A 17,225-nucleotide genomic window follows, 5' to 3' on the forward strand; every position below is an offset into this window, starting at 1 on the left:
CGAATGGGCCTACGCCGCCCGCTATCAAAACGAACACGAACGCGAGCTCGCGTACACAGCATGGCTACATCACTACAATCATCACCGACCCCACACCGGCATCGGTGGCCTCACACCGGCACAACGCGTTCACAACGTCACGAAGAAGTACAGCTAGCGAAGGAGCGAGGACTGCCGAAGCAGAAGTCGCCCCGCCCAACCCGGGCACCCCCCTGCCGAAGCAGAAGTCGCCCCGCCCAACCCGGGCACCACCCTGCCGAAGAAGAAGAAGAAGAAGTAGAAGAATCCGTCACCCCGGCAGAACTACCAATCCGTGGGGCCGGGTATTGACTGGTTCGCAGCCGTCTGCGGTCACGATCACGATGTCTTCGATGCGTGCTCCCCAGTCGCCGGCGAAGTAGATGCCTGGTTCGATGCTGAATGCCATTCCTTCGCGGAGTTTGTCGGTGTTTCCGGCGACGATGTATGGCTCTTCGTGAACTGATAGGCCGATGCCGTGGCCGGTGCGGTGGATGAATTGGTCTCCGAGTCCGGCGGCGTTGAGGACGTCGCGTGCGGCGGCGTCGATGCTTTCGGCGGTTGCTCCTGGGCGGACGGCGGCGACGGCGGCGGCTTGCGCTTGCTCGAGGATCGCGTAGGCCTTTGCGATGTCTGGGCGCGGTGTGGTGAAGCAGTAGGTGCGGGTGGAGTCGGAGTTGTAGCCGGGCGATACCGGTCCACCGATGTCGATGACGACTATGTCGTTTGTTTCGATGATTCGGTTGGACTGTTCGTGGTGTGGATCGGCGCCGTTGGGTCCGGAGCCGACGATGATGAATTCGGCGAGGTTGTGTCCTTCGGCGCGGATGGCGGCATCGATGTCGGCGGCGACTTGGGCTTCGGTGCGTCCGGGTTTCAGGAATTCGGCCATTCGGGCGTGGACGCGGTCGATGGCGGCGCCGGCTCGGCGTAATGCTTCGAGTTCGGCTTGGTCTTTGATCATTCGCAGTTCACGCAGCACGGGTGTTGCCAAAGCGATTGGTGCGCTTGTCCGTTGGCTCAGTGGAATGAGGTGTAGGGCTGGTAGGGCGTCGGAGACGGCTAGTTTCGCGTGGGGGCCGAAGCCGTCGAGGGCGAGCGTGTAGGGATCTTCGCCGTCGACCCAGTCGGTGATCTGCAGGCCGAGTTCGCCGATCGCCGATTCTCGGAGGGAAGCTAACTCTAACCGTGCTGTGACGACGCGTGCGGGACCTTGTGCGGGGATTACCAGGGCGGTGAGTCGCTCGAAGGTTTCGGCGTCTGAACCGGTGAGGTAGCGGAAGTCTGGTCCGGTCCCGACGACGATCGCGTGGTATCCAGCGGTAGCGGTGAGTTCGGCTGCGCGTGCGAGTCGTTGGGCGTATACGTCTGGGGCGAATCGGGTGGCCATGTACTTACCGTATTTCACCGGCTTTGGAGGCTGCCGAACTCGGGCGATTTCGCGGCGACCCGATAGGACTTGGCGACCAATGTGAATAGGGTATTCACCATGACCGGATCGGTGATGCTCCTCGACGGGGCGAGTTTGTGGTTTCGTTCGTTTTACGCTTTGCCGGAGAAGATGACCTCGCCCGATGGGCGACCGGTCAATGCGGTACGTGGTTTTGTCGATACGATCGCTTCGCTCGTGACGACGCACGACCCTTCTCGGTTGGTGGTGTGTCTTGATTTGGATTGGCGGCCTGCTTTCCGCACCGATCTCATCCCGTCGTATAAGGCGCACCGCGTCGCGGCTGACGGTGACGGTGCTGCTGAGGAGGTGCCCGACACTCTGACACCGCAGGTCCCGATGATTTTGGAGGTTTTGCGGTGTGCGGGAATCGCTACGTCGGGTGCCGAGGGCTGTGAGGCAGACGACGTGATTGGGACGTTGGCTTTCCATGAAGCGACTGACGATGTGCTGGTTGTGAGCGGTGACCGGGACCTCCTGCAGGTGGTGGCCGAGGATCCTGTCCCGGTTCGTGTCCTTTATGTGGGGCGCGGCCTTGCGAAGGCCGAGTTGATGGGTCCGGAGGAGGTGGCTGCCAAGTATGGTGTGCCTGTTGAACGGGCGGGGGTGGCTTACGCGGAAATGTCGATCCTGCGCGGCGATCCTTCGGACGGTCTTCCCGGTGTTCCGGGCATTGGTGAGAAGACTGGCGCTAAGCTGCTCACCCAGTTCGGTAGCCTCGATGCTCTTGAGGCCGCCGCTTATGATCCGGCTTCGGCAGTCCCCGCGCGCGCTCGTAACTCTATTCAGAGTTCTGCTGACTACCTAGCTGCTGCGAGGACGGTTGTTGCGGTCCGAACCGACGCGGACACTATCGACAGCACGGAGTCGGATGCGCTCCCGACGTCGCCTGCCGATGCCGAAGGCCTGGACGCGTTGGTTGCTGAACTCGGCATTGACGCTTCTATTGGCCGTTTGCGTACCGCGCTTCGCTGGTAGCGCGGCACTCCGGCAACACAGCCGCAACTCCCGGCGTTGAACTCCTTCAGTGAGTGTTCGACGCCGGGAGTCGCGTTTTAGCTGTGGGCCCTAGTTGGTGGGGCGAGAGACTTCGTAGGTGCCGCTGCTGTCTTTGACAGTGACGGTGACGTGTTTGTTCTCTCCGTTCACCTTCAGCGAGCAGGTGAAGGTGGCGCCGGCCTCTACTTTCTGGCCGTCCGGGCATTGGACATCCTTGACGTCTTTGATGCCGTAGCCTTCAGGCTCGGAGGCGGTAAGGATCTTCGTGACGCCGTCTTGGACGGCGGTCTGGTTGAGGTTCTTTCCGGCCCATCCGGGCACCACAAAGGCGGTGAGTGCGACGATCGCCGCGAGTGCGAGAAGGACGGCTGCGATAAGTCCGACCAGCTTGCTGCCTGACAGTTTCTTCTTGGTGGTCTGTTGTTCCGGTGCGAACGGATTCAGCGTTGGATCTGCGGCTGGCTGGCCGGGTTGACCGAACTGTTGCTGCCCAAACTGTTGCTGCCCGAACTGTTGCTGCCCGAACTGTTGCTGCCCGAACTGCTGCTGCGGGGGAAACTGCTGCTGAGCGCCGGGTGTCTGACCGTACGGAGATGGCTGACCGGGCTGTGACGACTGCCCGGGCGCGGCAAACTGCTGCTGCCCGTATTGGGGCTGTCCGTATTGTGGCTGCTGCCCGTACTGGGGCTGTCCATACTGGGGCTGCTGCCCGTATTGCGCTTGCTGGCCGTACTGCGCCTGTTGACCGTACTGCGCCTGTTGCGGGTCTAGTTGCTGCGTCGGTTGCGCCTGATTTGGTGTCGGCTGCGCAGGCGCGGTGTATTGCTCGGTGGGGCTAGCGGGAACGACCGGAGTGGTGGCACCGTCGGCCTGGCTAACATCGGGCCGCTGCACGACCGTCGTCTTTTCGCTATCGGCGGCAGGGGTCGCGGGACTGTTGTCCGGGGTACCCGTTTCTGTCGGCTGATCGTCGTTCGTCATTTCGCGCCTTCCTCTCAACAAATGCCCCGTAAGCGCTGGCTGGTGTCACGTTACCGCAGGGGTTCAGTCCAACTCGGATGCCACGACGCCGCGCCGCACACCCTTGATAGCTTTCCGTGCCGCGATTGCAAGGCTCGCATCAGGGTCCACGCTGCCGCGAATCTGCTCGAGGAGGTCGATGACTTGGCGATTCCATCGAACAAAATCACCTGGTGAGAGCATTTGTCCTCGTTCGGATGCTGCGAGCAGTGCTTCACGAAGCGACCTGCCCGACGCCCACGCGCCGATAGCGACACAGAAGCCGGTATCCGGTTCGCGCGTTTGAACGACTCCGTGACGTGTTTGGATGTCGTTGGTGCTTTCCCAGACGTGGACGGTTTCGGTGAGCGCGTCGCGCAGGGCCTTGTTACCTGGCATGGAATCGATTCCGCCGGTGTAGGAGTCGCGGCGCGACTCGTAGACCATCGACGACACGACGGCGGCAAGGTCGGGTGGCGACAGGTGATCCCAAATACCGGCTCGGATGCATTCGGCGACGAGGAGATCGCTCTCCGAGTAGATCCGACGCAAGACGGTCCCGGTTGGTGTGACGACGAGCTCGCCGTCGTCGTCTATCTCGAGATACGACAGTTCCGTAAGCACGCCGGTGATGGCGTCGAACTGGGTCTCCAGTGCGGCGGTCCGGGTGTCGACGGCTTGTTCCAGGCTGTTGATGTCACGCAGCAGGCGACTGCGACGTTCGGCCAATCGATGCAGGTCGTCGATTCCGGAAAGTTTATGAACCGGATGTTTGCGCAGTTTGTTGCGGAGTTCGATGAGCCGGGCGTTACTGGGGCTTTCCTGTTTGCGTTTGGTGTTGCGCCCGCGCGGGCGATCGATTCCGCTATTGCGCAGAATCGAGACCAGTTCCTGTCGGCCCCGAGCACTGCGTCGATTGGCGGATTTGGGAATCCGGACATGACCGATCACTTCGGGCGGGTTCACGAAGTCGCGTACGCCGACACGACCGACCCAGCCGTCCTCGCACAAGACCAGCGGCTTGGGATCAATGTCCATTTCCGCGCGTTCCAGAACCACGGCGAGCCCACGGTGGCGACCGGTATTCAGCCCGATGACGTTCCCGGGTTTCAGGGCCAGAAGGTCGTCGGAGACCGCTTCTGTGGATTCCATGCGCCGCATAAACTTGGCGGCCCGTTCCTGCCGTTTGATGTCCTCTCGCAGCGACATGTACTCGAGGAATGCTTCGGGCTCGAGACCCTTGCGTTGGGCCGAGTGGTCGAGTTCGGCGTCGACTTTCCGCAGGGACATCCGCGCGCGGTCGAGTTGGCGTGCTTGTCCGACCACCGACCGGTCGGTTTGGAACTGTGCAAACGACCGCCGCAGCAGGTCGCGCGAACCTTGTACGCCTAGTCGGTCAATGAGGTTCATCGCCATGTTGTATTCGGGCGTGAAGGAACTGCGGAGCGGGAAGGTTCGCGCGCCCGCCAGGCCCGCGACGCGGTCCGGCACCACTTCCGGCGTCCACACCACGACCGCGTGCCCTTCGACGTCAATTCCGCGGCGTCCGGCGCGGCCCGTCAGCTGGGTGTACTCCCCCGGTGTGAGGTCCACATGCGCTTCGCCGTTGTATTTCACTAGGCGTTCCAGGACCACGCTGCGAGCGGGCATATTGATGCCGAGGGCCAGCGTTTCGGTGGCGAACACCACCTTCACTAGGCCCTCTACGAAGAGTTCTTCCACGGCCTGTCGGAACATCGGTAACAGACCCGCGTGGTGGGCGGCGAATCCGCGTCGCAGTCCGGCCCGCCACTCCTCGACACCGAGGATGTCGGCGTCTCCGGGTGACATGGCGACAAGGTGTCGGTCGACGATTGTGTCGACCGCAGCTACTTGGTCCGGTTCCAATAAGTTCAGGTCCGAGCGCAGGCATTGCGCGAGCGCACCGTCACAGCCCTTGCGGGAAAAGATGAAAGTGATCGCTGGTAGCAGGCCGTTCTCGTCGAGCATCTTGATCAGTCGCGGACGCGACACTCCGGTACCGCCGCCTCGACGTCGTTCGCGGGCGACACGGTCTCGGTAGTTGCCGACGGCATCATTCGATAGCAGCCGGTTTTTGATGAATCGGGTTAGTTCGGGGTTGACCTGGGTGGGATGGCGGCGATCGAATAGTCCGAACGTCCGATTCCCCACTAGCATGTGTTGATGCAGCGGGACGGGGCGGTGTTCGTCGACGATGACAGTGGTGTCCCCGCGGACGGCGGTAATCCAGTCGCCGAACTCCTCGGCATTGCTGACCGTGGCCGACAGGCTGACAACCCGCACTGACGGGTCGAGCCCGAGGATGACCTCTTCCCACACGGCACCGCGGAACCGATCGGCAAGGAAGTGCACCTCATCCATCACCACGTGCGAGAGTCCGGCGAGCGCGGACGAATCCGCGTACAGCATGTTTCGAAGCACTTCGGTCGTCATCACGACGACGGGCGCTGATGAGTTGATCGCGTTATCGCCCGTCAGGAGGCCGACATTCTCAGAGCCGTGTACCTCGGCGAGATCATGGAACTTTTGATTGCTCAGTGCCTTGATCGGCGTCGTGTAGAAGCATTTGGTGCTGTGTGCGAGAGCCAGGTGCACGGCGAACTCGCCGACGATGGTCTTACCGGCCCCCGTTGGGGCGCAGACTAGAACGCCGTGTTCGGCCTCGAGGGCGGCACATGCCTGCTGCTGAAAGGGGTCGAGAGTAAACCCGATCCGGGTACTGAAGGCCGTGAGTTCCGGGCCGGATACGGAAAGTTCGTCGATGGTCATCAACTACAGGATGTCATCGAATGCGGTTGGAGTCGCGATAGATTGCCGGTCGCTGGTGGCGCCGATCGCTCCGGGGCGTGGAATCGGCGCGACAGCATCGATGGTTCCAGACGCCTTTGCGTCGGCACCGGATGCCAACGGGGAGGCTTGATCGTCCGGGACGTCCATCCAGTCCGGGTTCTTGTTTGCCTTGCGACGATCGTTAAGGCGTGCGATCTGAATCGACAGTTCCAACAAGATTGTCAACGCACCGGCTAGCGCGAGCATGGTGAACGGATCCTGGCCCGGCGTAACAATTGCGGCAAACACGAAGACCGCGAAGATCAGCCCTCGACGCCACTTCTTCAGTCGCTCATAGGTGAGCACGCCAACCAAGTTGAGCGCGATGATCAACAGCGGGAGTTCAAAACTGATGCCGAACAAAACCAGCAGGTGCAGCAGGAATTTGAAGTACAAGTCACCGGATAAGGCGGTGACCTGAACGTCGTTGCCGATTGTCAGGAGGAACCCGAACGCCTTCGAGACGATGAAGTAAGCCAGGATGGCACCGCCGACAAACAGCACGCTGGCCGCTGCGACAAATGAGAACCCGTAGCGGCGTTCGTTCTTTTTTAGACCCGGGGTGATGAACCGCCAGACCTGCATCAACCAGATCGGGCATGCCAGCACCACACCGGCGGTGAGACCAACCTGCAGTCGCAGCATGAATTGGTCGAACGGACCCGTCGCTAGAAGGCGGCATTCGCCGTCCGGGGTGAGGCTCGCCCGCGATGATGCGGGCAGATCGCAGTAGGGACCACGCAAAATCTCGCCGAGTGACTGGATTGGCCCAAAGCTGTGGCTATACCAAAAGAACCCGAAAATCGTCGTGACGGCGATTGCCAACATCGAGATGACGAGGCGGTTGCGGAGTTCGTACAGATGCTCGGCCAGCGGCATGGAGCCGTCGGGATTAACTTTGCTGCGCCGTCGGCGGGGGTCGATCTTGCCGAGCGTAAATTTGCCGCGTGAGCTGTTACTTGCCACTTACGTCGGTGAGCGGCTAAGCCGTCTTCTTGTCGGTCGGCTGCGTCTGATCGGCGACAGCCGGCTTCTCAGCGGCGGGCAACTCGCGAGGTGCCGTCGTGTCGGTTGCATCCGACGCGGCATCGTTCTTGCCGTCGCTGGCCATTTCCTGCATTTCCGACTTGAAGATGCGCAACGAGCGCCCCAAACCGCGTGCTGCCCCGGGAAGCTTGGCCGAACCAAACAGGAGGACCAGCACAATCAGCACGATCGCCCAGTGCCACGCTGACATCGCACCCATAACTGCACCCTTCGAAATCACCTAGGTTAAAAGAATAAGTTCTCGCCCGAGTCTACCCGGGATGAGCGCCGTCGGCGCGTTCAGCTTTGTCGAACCGGTTAACGGTACCGTTCACGTGCCGCGGATGCTGTCTCGACGACCACCGATCCAGCTGCGGTCGTATCGTCGAGGAGCCTGACCCGGCCACCGAATCCGAGGATAAAACGCGCGAGCCATTCGGGTGAGCCGTATCGAAGGGTCGCCGAAATGGGTGCCGTTGGCGCGGTGTCGAAGTCCTCGTCGGGTTCGGCATCGTAGTACTCCAGGAGCCAGAGCGCTTCCGGATCCACTTCAATGCGGGCCACGGGAAGTTCGCCGGTCAGCACATTGAAACCGATGGAGTCCTCGGATTCGATGGGCCGCACGGCGTGCGCGGGCGGCGATGACGGTTCGCCAGTGGACTCAGCGGTCTCGACGCGGTCGAACCGGAACATCCGGATGCCCTCGGATCGACGGCACCACGCTTCCAGGTAACTGTGGCCATCGACGGCGCGAATACGGATTGGGTCAATGGTGCGCTCGGTGACGTCGTCCCGGCTGGCGGTGTAATAGGTAATGCGAAGTGCCTCGCGAGCTTCGACGGCGGCACGAATTGCGCTATCGACCGGGCGCGAGGTCGCATCGCTGTCGGCTTTGGAACTAATGGCCCGATAGGTGGCACCCATCGCTTCTTCGATTTTGGCGATCGCGCTACGCACCGCACCCGTTTCGACGGCACCGCCGGACTCGGTCAGCATCGTTAACGCCATCAGTAGCACGTTGGCTTCCGGGCCCGTCAGTCGAAGCGGTCGATCCATTCCCGCAGTGAACGCCACGCTGACGTACCCATCCCAGAACTGAATGTCGATGAGGTGCTCGGGACCGTAACCGGGAAGTCCGCACACAAACAGTTGCTCGAGGTCGGCGGTAAGTTGTTTGGGCGTAACTCCCAGGTCTGCGGCGGCCGTCGAAAGTTTGATGCCCGGACGCGCCTGGAAGTACGGGACCATCGCCAACAGTCGCGACAGTCGTGTGGGCTTTGGTGCGGTGACGTTCAACGTTGGATCTCCATCAGCTGATCGAGGTCGGCGATGACATCGCGGCGCAATTCGTCCGGACTCAGCACGACGGCGTCGGGTCCGGCACCAAGAATCACCCGTCGCAGTCCGGACTGCGAAGAAATATTGATGGTGAGTACGTCGCCCTGCTCCCCCGTGCTGGCCAGCGTTTGCGGCGTCGCCGATGAGGCGATGCGGCGAAGTCCGTGCGCGCGGTTAGCCGCGACCCACACCTGTGCTGTCGATCCGGCATCGCCGGCGGCCCTTTCGACGGCCTCGGCAATGATGGACGAAATGCTGACGTTCGCTGGCACCTGAACGCTGCCCGCGTCGTCGAAGGCAGCAACGTCGGTAATCCGGGAGATTCGGAACGTACGGGTCGCGTCGCGATCCCGGTCACGACCAACTACGTACCAGCGGCCGCCGTTGGAACCGATTCCCCACGGTTCCACCGTTCGCTCGTGTTTGCCGCGAGAAGTGCGGTGAGTGAAGTGGACCGGGCGCGCGGCATCGATGGCCGATAGGAGCGCGGTGATGGTTCGTTCGTCGCCCAGTGAGCGTGATGCGCCGCCGTGGGCGACAGCGAGTTCATCATCGGGTGCGACTTCAATGCCGGCAGCCTGCAATTTTAAGACTGCAGTCTGGAAGACCGTGGCCACGGACGGCTCGTGCCACACGGCCGACGCTGCGGCAACTGCTGCCGCCTCGGCTCGGTCCAGGGTAATTTCGGGCAGCGCGTACTGCTCCGGATCGATCCGGTAGCCCTCTTCCCCAGTGGGATTCACGCCGGTCTCGAGCGGTATACCCATCTCGCGGAGTTCGGCCTTGTCGCGTTCGAGCATCCGTTTAAACGTGTCGCCCTGCTGGCCTGCATCGTTGTAGCCCTGGACATTCCGACGCAGATACTCGGCGCTGACAAAACCGCGCGCAGCCATCAAACAGACAACGAGATTGACGATCCGCTCGTTCTTCGTAGTCACGTAGTTACCTTAGGTGCTACATCGACGCGATTAGCCGTTCGACTCGCTCGTCGACGTTTCGGAACGGGTCTTTGCACAGCACGTTGCGCTGCGCTTGATCGTTGATCTTGAGGTGCACCCAGTCGACGGTGAAATCGCGCTTGGCCGCTTGGGCTGCGGTAATGAAGTCTCCGCGCAGTTTTGCGCGTGTGGTCTGCGGCGGTGTGCTGGTGGCTTCGTCGATCGCCTCATCGGTGGTAACGCGGGCGACCAACCCCTTGCGCGCGAGCACATCGAAGACGCCGCGTTCACGGCGAATGTCGTGGTAAGCGAGGTCGAGCTGGGCAATCTTCGGGTCGGTCAGGTCCATCGAGAAGCGGTCTTGGTACCGCTGCATCAACTTGCGTTTGATCACCCAGTCGATTTCGGTGTCGACCTGGCTGTAGTCGCCGGTTTCGGCAGCATCGAGGGTGCGGCCCCACAGGTCCACGACACGATCCATGGTGGCGTCAGGGGTCCGATTCTCGAGGTGCTTGACCGCCCGTGCGTGATACTCGCGTTGGATGGCCAACGCTGTCGCGGTCCGACCGCCCGCTAACCGGATCTCCCGGGTGCCGGTGGTGTCTTGGCTGATGTCGCGGATTGCGCGGATCGGATTGTCGAGCGCGAAGTCGTGGAAGGAGATGCCGGACTCCACCATCTCCAGCACCAGCAGTGCGGAACCGACCTTGAGCATTGTCGTCGTCTCGGACATGTTGGAGTCACCGACGATCACGTGCAGCCGACGGTACTTTTCGGCATCGGCATGCGGCTCGTCGCGGGTGTTGATGATCGGGCGCGAACGGGTGGTTGCCGACGAGACACCCTCCCAAATGTGTTCGGCACGCTGCGATAGGCAGAACTTGGCGTCGTTGCCGGACGTCAGGACTTTGCCTGCGCCGCAGATGAGTTGCCGGGTTACGAGGAACGGCAGCAGTACGTCGGAGACGCGCCCGAACTCGCCGACCCGACTGACCAGATAGTTCTCGTGGCACCCGTACGAATTGCCCGCCGAGTCGGTGTTGTTCTTGAACAGATAAATGTCCCCGCCGATGCCTTCGGCCACCAGTCTTTCTTCCGCGTCGATGAGCAGTTCCTCAAGGATGCGTTCGCCCGCGCGGTCGTGCATGACGAGTTGCTCCACCGAATCGCACTCGGCGGTCGCGTATTCGGGATGCGATCCCACATCGAGGTACAGGCGCGCACCGTTGGTGAGGAAGACGTTCGACGACCGTCCCCAGGCGACAACCCGGCGGAACAGATAGCGGGCCACCTCGTCGGGGCTGAGTCGGCGCTGGCCCTTAAACGTGCACGTGACGCCGTACTCGGTTTCGATGCCCATGATCCGTCGTTCCACGGCTCTTACTCCTGTTCGAGATAGCCGGTAACGTCGGCGTCGCGCAGTCGTTTGAACGCGCGGCGCGGGCGATTCCGGTCGAGAATGGCAACTTCGACGTCGTCGGCGGTCAAGTCGACGGCGGCCGGTTCCGCTTCGCCCCCATTAGTGGCCGAGACGGTGGCCACCGCTAGTGTGGCGGCGGCGCTCGATAGCGCGTGCACCGACAGTTTGATGGCGGCCGTCAATGACAGGTCCGGTTCGTAGGCTTCGGCCATCGCCGTGTTGATCGGCTCGGTGGCACCACCCATGACGATGTACGAGGTCTCGTCGACAATCGACCCGTCGTAGCCGATCCGGTACAGCTGCGACGGTCGGTCCTTTCCCGGTGGGGAAACTTCACCGACGCAAAGTTCGACCTCGAACGGTTTCGGTTGCTCGGTGAACACCGCACCCAGGGTGTTCGCGTAGGCACTCGCGAGGGACAGGCCTGTCACGTCGGCACGGTCGTAGCTGTAGCCGCGGAGGTCGGCCATTTGGATGCCAGCCTTGCGCAGGCTTTCGAACTCGTTGTACTTGCCGACGGCTGCGAAACCGATCCGGTCATAGATTTCGCTGACCTTGCGCAGCGTGTTCGACGGATTGTGCGCCACAAACAGCACTCCGTCCGCGTAGGTCATGGCAACCACGCTTCGGCCGCGAGCAATTCCCTTGCGCGCGAGTTCCGAACGGTCGCGCATGATCTGCTCTGCGCTGGCGTAATACGGGAAGGTCATGCCTTGGCCTCCGGCGTTTCGTTGCCCAACGAGTTTGCTTGCGCCTCGTCGCGACGTCGCGCGACGACCGCTTCGGCGGCCTCAGCGATTTCGGCTTCTGGAATCACGTCGGCCCCGTCGGCTCCGATCCGAACGGCCGTCGGGAAAATCCGGCGCACTAGATCGGGTCCCCCGGTCGCCGAGTCATCATCAGCGGCGTCGTACAGGGCTTCCACCACGGCGCTCAACGCTTCGCTGGCAGTGAAGTCCGCGCGGAACAGTTTTTTCAGTGAAGACCGCGCGAATACCGAACCTGAACCGATGGCTTCGTATCCGCCGACTTCTTCGTGCCGCGACCCAGCGACGTCGAACGAGAAGATTCGGCCGCGCGCGTCGTCGTTGGCTTCGGCGTCGAAGCCAACGAGAAGCGGGACCGCCGCGAGTCCCTGCATCGCCGCACCGAGATTGCTGCGGACCATGCTGGCCAAGCGCGAAGCCTTGCCATCCAGGGTCAGCGGGACGCCTTCAATTTTCTCGTAGTGCTCGAGTTCGACGGCGAACAGGCGAACCATCTCGATCGCGATGCCCGCGGTACCAGCGATCCCGGCGGCTGAGTAGTCGTCGGTGACGTAAACCTTCTGGACATCGCGCGTGGCGATGAGATTCCCCATGGTGGCTCGACGGTCACCAGCCAGAATGACGCCGCCCCGGTAACTGACGGCGACGATGGTCGTGCCGTGCGGAATTTGGTCCGCACTCATCCCATCACCGTTGGCGATCATGTTGTGCGGCAATCGCTCTGGGGCATGACGACGGAGATACTCGGCAAACGACGAGATGCTGCCAGTCCCTGCCTCGCCGGGCATGGGCGTCACTGGCCGCCCTTCTGAACGTAGGCCTTCACGAAGTCTTCGGCGTTCTCTTCCAGCACGTCGTCGATCTCGTCGAGCAGATCGTCGGTCTCGCCAGTGAGCTTTTCTCGACGCTCCTGGCCTGCGCCGCCACCGCCGATCGCGTCGTCGTCGTCTTTACCGCCGCCGCGCTTGGTCTGCTCTTGCGCCATGCTCGCCTCCTGAGAAGAGAATGTTGTGACTTCAACCCTACCGGTGGCCGTCGCTCACCGGTGGCGACGCGACCGTACTGGTGCCAATCCTGTTGCGCGATATCGCATTCAGCCAGGTGAGCGGCGAACGCTTCGGGAAACCGGGGACGCTTGACCTACATGCTGAGGCGTTCAACCAACTCGGCAGCCGTGGCCGCATCTTTGAGAAGGTCTTTCACATGCTCGGCGGTGCCACGTAAAGGTTCGTTCATCGGGATACGGATCAACGAATCTCGACCGAGATCAAAAATCACCGAGTCCCAGCTGGCCGCGGCGATTTCCGCACCGAATCGGCGAACCGCTTCACCGCGGAAGTAGGCGCGTGTGCTTTCCGGCGGGGTGTGTACGGCCCGCATCACCTGTTCTTCAGTGGTGAGGCGTTTCATGGAACCGCGCGCAACCAGCCGGTTGTAGAGGCCCTTGTCGAGTCGGACGTCGGAATACTGCAGGTCAATGAGGTGCAGTCGCGACGACGCCCATCCGAGCCCTTCGCGGGTACGGAAACCTTCCAGGAGTCGCAACTTGGCTGGCCAGTCAAGCAGTTCTGCGCATTCCATTGGGTCGCGTTCCAGCTTGTCGAGGACATCGGCCCAGGTGGCGAGGACGTGCGCAGCACGGGTGTCGTCGCTGTGGTTTTCGTCGTGGAACTTCTGCGCCCGATCCAGGTACTCGCGCTGCAGAGCGAGGCCGGTCATTTCGCGTCCATCCTGTAGTGCGACGGTCGCGCGCAGGGTCGGATCGTGACTGATCGTATGGACGGCTTCGACCGGCCAGGCCAGGGCGAGATCGTCGAGTTGAACGCCCGCTTCGATCAGATCCAAAACGAGTGCCGTGGTGCCGACCTTGAGATACGTGGCAGTTTCCGCCAGGTTGGCGTCGCCGATGATGACGTGCAGGCGCCGGTACTTGTCCGGATCGGCGTGCGGTTCATCGCGCGTATTGATAATGCCGCGCTTCAACGTGGTCTCGAGGCCGACCTCCACCTCGATGTAGTCGGCACGCTGTGACAGTTGATAGCCCGACTCTTCACCGCGCTGGCCGATGCCGACTCGTCCTGCACCGCAGATCACCTGACGCGAAGCGAAGAACGGCATGAGGCCGGTGACGATGGATTCGAACGGAGTATCGCGACGCATGAGGTAGTTCTCGTGCGTGCCGTACGACGCCCCTTTTCCGTCGATGTTGTTCTTGTACAGCTGCAGGCGCGGTGCACCGGGCACGCTGGCGACGTGACGGGCGGCTTCCTCCATCACTCGCTCGCCCGCCTTATCCCAGATCACCGCGTCGAGCGGATCGGTCACCTCGGGCGAGGAATACTCCGGGTGCGCGTGATCGACGTAGAGTCGCGCACCGTTCGTGAGGATCATGTTGGCCGCGCCAATCTCGTCGGCGTCGATGACCGGTGCTGGTCCCCCGCTGGCACCAAGGTCGTAGCCGCGGGCGTCGCGCATGGGCGACTCCACCTCGTAGTCCCAGCGCGTACGACGATCGCGCCGCGGCACATTGGCGGCAGCCGCGTACGCCAGTACCGCCTGGGTGGAGGTCAGGATCGGATTGGCCGAGGGGTCGCCGGGAGCGGAAATGCCGTACTCAACTTCGGTGCCGATGATGCGCTGCATGATTTCCAGCCTAGCCGCGGACCACAGCGCCGTTGGGCGCAGCGTCGGCAGCCGCTGGGATCAACGCTTGCGAAGCCGCAGTCGTGAGAACACGAATACGGTCAAGACCACCGCAATCAGGATCAACGCGCCATAGCTGATTAACGCGTGCGTCAGCGACGGTTCCCACATCGGATAAAGCATGCTGCCGCCAGCTTCGTCGATCTTGACCTGCGGAACCTGATCGGCGATCCATGGAATGTTCACGGCCTGCGCTCCGCTCGCATAGCCCCAATACGTGGGGAACAGCCAGGTCAGGGGCTTAACAAAGGCGGAGCTGATGGCGAAGAGGCCACCGGACAGTACCAACTGGACCATCACGACAATGACTAGCGGAGGCATGGTCTGCTCGGTCGACCGCACGGCAGCGGAGATCGCCAGACCCACCAGCACGCTGACGCAGGCCACCGCGGCGACCGCAATAAACAGCGAAACGGACGGCGGCAACAGCGGGTCTGGGGTGTCCGGCTTGTGGATGTCCTCGGCCTTTGGCATCGCCCGGAACGCGTAGGTGATGCCAACCATGATCGCTACCTGCACAATCGTCATGACCGCGAACACGAGCACCTTGGCCGTCAGGTAGGCGCCCGGCCGCAGACCAACCGCCCGTTCACGTTCAAAAATGCCACGTTCGCCGACCAGGTCTCGAACGGCCAGTGCTGTTCCCATGAACGCCGCGCCGATAATCAAGATCGTCAGAATCTGCAGTGCCTCGCCGGGATCCTTCGGCGGCACGTAGTTGTTCGTGGGTGGAGTCACGGCTCGACTAAAACCCTTGTCGCCGGGGATCACCAGGGTCAACAAACCCAGCACCACCGGCATCAGCAGCAGCACCACCAGATAACCCTTGTCTGCCCAGACAAGTCGCGCCTGCCGTCGTGCGACGGTGCTGGTCTGACGCAGTAGCCCCATCTTGGCCGGTGGCGTCTGGGCTCCACGCGGTGTCGGCTGAGGTGGTGGCGCTGAGTGTGGATGGCGTTGCCGGTATTGCGCCCACGCCTGATCGGGGTGCTCGGCCACGTAACCGAAGATTTCGGCCCAATCGCTGGTGCCCATCTCCGATGAAACATCGTCCGGTGAACCACAGAACGACGTCTTGCCGCCGGGAGCCAGGAGCAGCACCTGATCACACAGGTTCAAATAAGTGAGCGAATGCGTGACAACCAGGACCACGCGACCAGCGTCTGCCAGCCGGCGCAGGGTTTTCATAACTTGCTGGTCGAGCGCCGGGTCCAGACCCGAGGTCGGCTCGTCCAGGATCAGCAGCGACGGACCGGTCAAGAGCTCCATCGCGACCGATGCCCGTTTGCGCTGACCGCCCGAGAGTTTGTCGACACGAGTGTTGACGTGTTCGGTGAGCTGCAACTCCGACAGCACACCGTCGATCACCTGGTCCCGATCGGCAGTTGACAAGTCAGCTGGCAGTCGGAGTTCGGCCGCGTATCGGAGGGCTTGACGCAGTGTCAGCTTCTGATGCAAGACATCGTCCTGCGGGACCATGCCGATACGAGAACGGAGCGCATCGTATTCGCTGTGCACGCCGCGGCCTTCGAACGTAACCACGCCGACGGTTGGATTATTGAGGCCCGCCACGATCTTCGACACCGTCGACTTACCGGCACCCGACGGTCCGATGATCGCCGTCAGCGATCCCGGGGCCGCCGAGAACGAAATATCGTTGAGGAGGGCTTTACCGTCAATCGTCAATCCGACGCCGCTGACTTCTAGGCCGCCAGCAACCTGTGCCTGGGGTCGGCCACGGATCAGTTTGCCGTCGGTCAGTACAAAGTCCGAGTTGCCGATGGTGACGACGTCGTTCTCGGAGAGGCGATGCGACATCACGCGGCGACCATTGACGAAGGTGCCGTTAATGCTGCCCAAATCTTCGAGCAGCATGCCCTGAGGTGTGCTCGTCATTCGCGCGTGATGACGTGATGCCAAAACATCGCTGACCACGATGTCGTTGTCCGGCGTGCGACCGATGGTCTGCACACCCTTCAGGGAGATCGTTTCGCGGCCGCGAAGATGCCCCGGGACCTCATAAACGGCCGACGCATTCTGGTGCAGCGCCGCCAAGTGCGGAGCATCAGGCAGGGCACCGAAGCGGGGCGGCGCTTGTCGGAAACCACCCGGCGGCGACTGCGCCTGCAGCGGTGCCGTCATCGGACGAGCGGGCGGTCGTTGCTGTTGTTGTGGACCCGATTGCGGTGCACGCTGTGCCTGCGGGTGGGATTGGGGTGGGCGGGCTTGGGATTGCTGCGGCCCCGACGGCGCAGCGGGCGGTCGCGGGACCGGCCGTTGCGGTGCCGGCTGTTGAGCGGGGTTTGGGCGCGACGGCGGTGCCGATGCCGCATTCTTTGCGGGCACGATTGTGGGCGCAGCGGCCTGCTGTGGCGTCAATTCCAGGAGCGGTCCCGTTGACGCATCCCCGAGTCGAATCTGCATCGGACGGTCAACGCGCACTGACGACTGCTTGATCCCATTGACAAAGAAGCCGTTGGTGCTTCCGCGGTCAACAACACTCCAGCCATCAGACCACTCGAAGGCCAAGTGCACGCGGGAAACGAGTGGGTGGTTAACGACCACATCGTTTTCGGGTGTCCGACCAACGGTCGCGGGCGTGGAACGCAGGACTTGAGGCCTGGCCTGCGCGAGGCGTACCTGAAGCGGAGCGATTGTTGGAGTGTTCATCGCCGGTAACTCTATCGAGTCTGCCGCAGCTAGATCCTCTAACGGAA

15 protein-coding genes are annotated in these 17,225 nt (G+C 62.3%); 2 read left to right on the top strand and 13 right to left on the bottom strand.

Features of this window, described 5'->3' with window-relative positions; genetic code table 11:
• Nucleotides 1-157 (top strand): integrase core domain-containing protein (locus tag WBA38_RS17285; RefSeq protein ID WP_424323195.1); only part of this gene is annotated, 157 nt, incomplete at its 5' end.
• 132 nt (nucleotides 158-289) lie between these two features.
• On the opposite strand, the gene WBA38_RS17290 is transcribed toward WBA38_RS17285, so the two are convergent.
• Entirely contained in the window at nucleotides 290-1,408 is a 1,119-nt protein-coding gene (locus WBA38_RS17290; protein WP_424297047.1) for a M24 family metallopeptidase, read from the bottom strand.
• A 114-nt stretch (nucleotides 1,409-1,522) separates the two neighbouring features.
• Here WBA38_RS17290 and WBA38_RS17295 point away from each other — a divergent pair, with 114 nt between their 5' ends.
• Nucleotides 1,523-2,446, top strand: a complete 924-nt coding sequence (locus WBA38_RS17295; RefSeq protein ID WP_424323196.1) for a 5'-3' exonuclease — start codon at nucleotides 1,523-1,525, stop codon at nucleotides 2,444-2,446.
• A 90-nt stretch (nucleotides 2,447-2,536) separates the two neighbouring features.
• Here WBA38_RS17295 and WBA38_RS17300 read toward each other — a convergent pair whose 3' ends face one another.
• From WBA38_RS17300 to WBA38_RS17355, 12 genes are all read right to left on the bottom strand, one after another.
• On the bottom strand, nucleotides 2,537-3,448 hold the full coding sequence (locus WBA38_RS17300; protein WP_424323186.1) for a DUF4333 domain-containing protein: 912 nt from the start codon (nucleotides 3,446-3,448) through the stop codon (nucleotides 2,537-2,539).
• Between the two features lie 63 nt (nucleotides 3,449-3,511).
• A complete protein-coding gene (locus WBA38_RS17305) occupies nucleotides 3,512-6,256 on the bottom strand; it encodes a DEAD/DEAH box helicase (protein ID WP_424323187.1) in 2,745 nt (914 codons plus the stop codon).
• Nucleotides 6,257-6,259: 3 nt separating this feature from the next.
• On the bottom strand, nucleotides 6,260-7,195 hold the full coding sequence (gene tatC, locus WBA38_RS17310; RefSeq protein ID WP_424297069.1) for a twin-arginine translocase subunit TatC: 936 nt from the start codon (nucleotides 7,193-7,195) through the stop codon (nucleotides 6,260-6,262).
• Between the two features lie 103 nt (nucleotides 7,196-7,298).
• On the bottom strand, nucleotides 7,299-7,562 hold the full coding sequence (gene tatA / locus WBA38_RS17315; RefSeq protein WP_424297053.1) for a Sec-independent protein translocase subunit TatA: 264 nt from the start codon (nucleotides 7,560-7,562) through the stop codon (nucleotides 7,299-7,301).
• Nucleotides 7,563-7,660: 98 nt separating this feature from the next.
• The gene (locus WBA38_RS17320; RefSeq protein ID WP_424297055.1) at nucleotides 7,661-8,638 is read right to left on the bottom strand and encodes a helix-turn-helix transcriptional regulator; all 978 of its coding nucleotides are present in this window, start codon (nucleotides 8,636-8,638) and stop codon (nucleotides 7,661-7,663) included.
• On the bottom strand, nucleotides 8,635-9,618 hold the full coding sequence (locus WBA38_RS17325; protein ID WP_424297057.1) for a helix-turn-helix transcriptional regulator: 984 nt from the start codon (nucleotides 9,616-9,618) through the stop codon (nucleotides 8,635-8,637). The genes WBA38_RS17320 and WBA38_RS17325 overlap by 4 nt, the downstream gene beginning before the upstream one ends.
• 16 nt (nucleotides 9,619-9,634) lie before the next feature.
• A complete protein-coding gene (gene pafA / locus WBA38_RS17330; RefSeq protein WP_424297059.1) occupies nucleotides 9,635-10,993 on the bottom strand; it encodes a Pup--protein ligase in 1,359 nt (452 codons plus the stop codon).
• A gap of 5 nt (nucleotides 10,994-10,998) precedes the next feature.
• The gene (gene prcA / locus WBA38_RS17335; RefSeq protein ID WP_424323188.1) at nucleotides 10,999-11,748 is read right to left on the bottom strand and encodes a proteasome subunit alpha; all 750 of its coding nucleotides are present in this window, start codon (nucleotides 11,746-11,748) and stop codon (nucleotides 10,999-11,001) included.
• Nucleotides 11,745-12,593 (bottom strand): proteasome subunit beta, encoded by an 849-nt coding sequence (gene prcB / locus WBA38_RS17340; RefSeq protein WP_424297071.1) that lies wholly within the window; start codon nucleotides 12,591-12,593, stop codon nucleotides 11,745-11,747. The genes prcA and prcB overlap by 4 nt, the downstream gene beginning before the upstream one ends.
• A gap of 5 nt (nucleotides 12,594-12,598) precedes the next feature.
• Nucleotides 12,599-12,790, bottom strand: coding sequence for a ubiquitin-like protein Pup (locus tag WBA38_RS17345; protein ID WP_424323189.1), 192 nt, complete (start codon nucleotides 12,788-12,790; stop codon nucleotides 12,599-12,601).
• Nucleotides 12,791-12,945: 155 nt separating this feature from the next.
• Nucleotides 12,946-14,448: a depupylase/deamidase Dop gene (gene dop / locus WBA38_RS17350; protein ID WP_424323190.1), complete on the bottom strand. Its 1,503-nt coding sequence runs from the start codon at nucleotides 14,446-14,448 to the stop codon at nucleotides 12,946-12,948.
• 60 nt (nucleotides 14,449-14,508) lie between these two features.
• On the bottom strand, nucleotides 14,509-17,178 hold the full coding sequence (locus WBA38_RS17355; protein WP_424323191.1) for an FHA domain-containing protein: 2,670 nt from the start codon (nucleotides 17,176-17,178) through the stop codon (nucleotides 14,509-14,511).
• Nucleotides 17,179-17,225: the final 47 nt, after the last annotated feature.

This window comes from Gordonia sp. (in: high G+C Gram-positive bacteria), assembly GCF_049647785.1.
Classification (GTDB): domain Bacteria; phylum Actinomycetota; class Actinomycetes; order Mycobacteriales; family Mycobacteriaceae; genus Gordonia.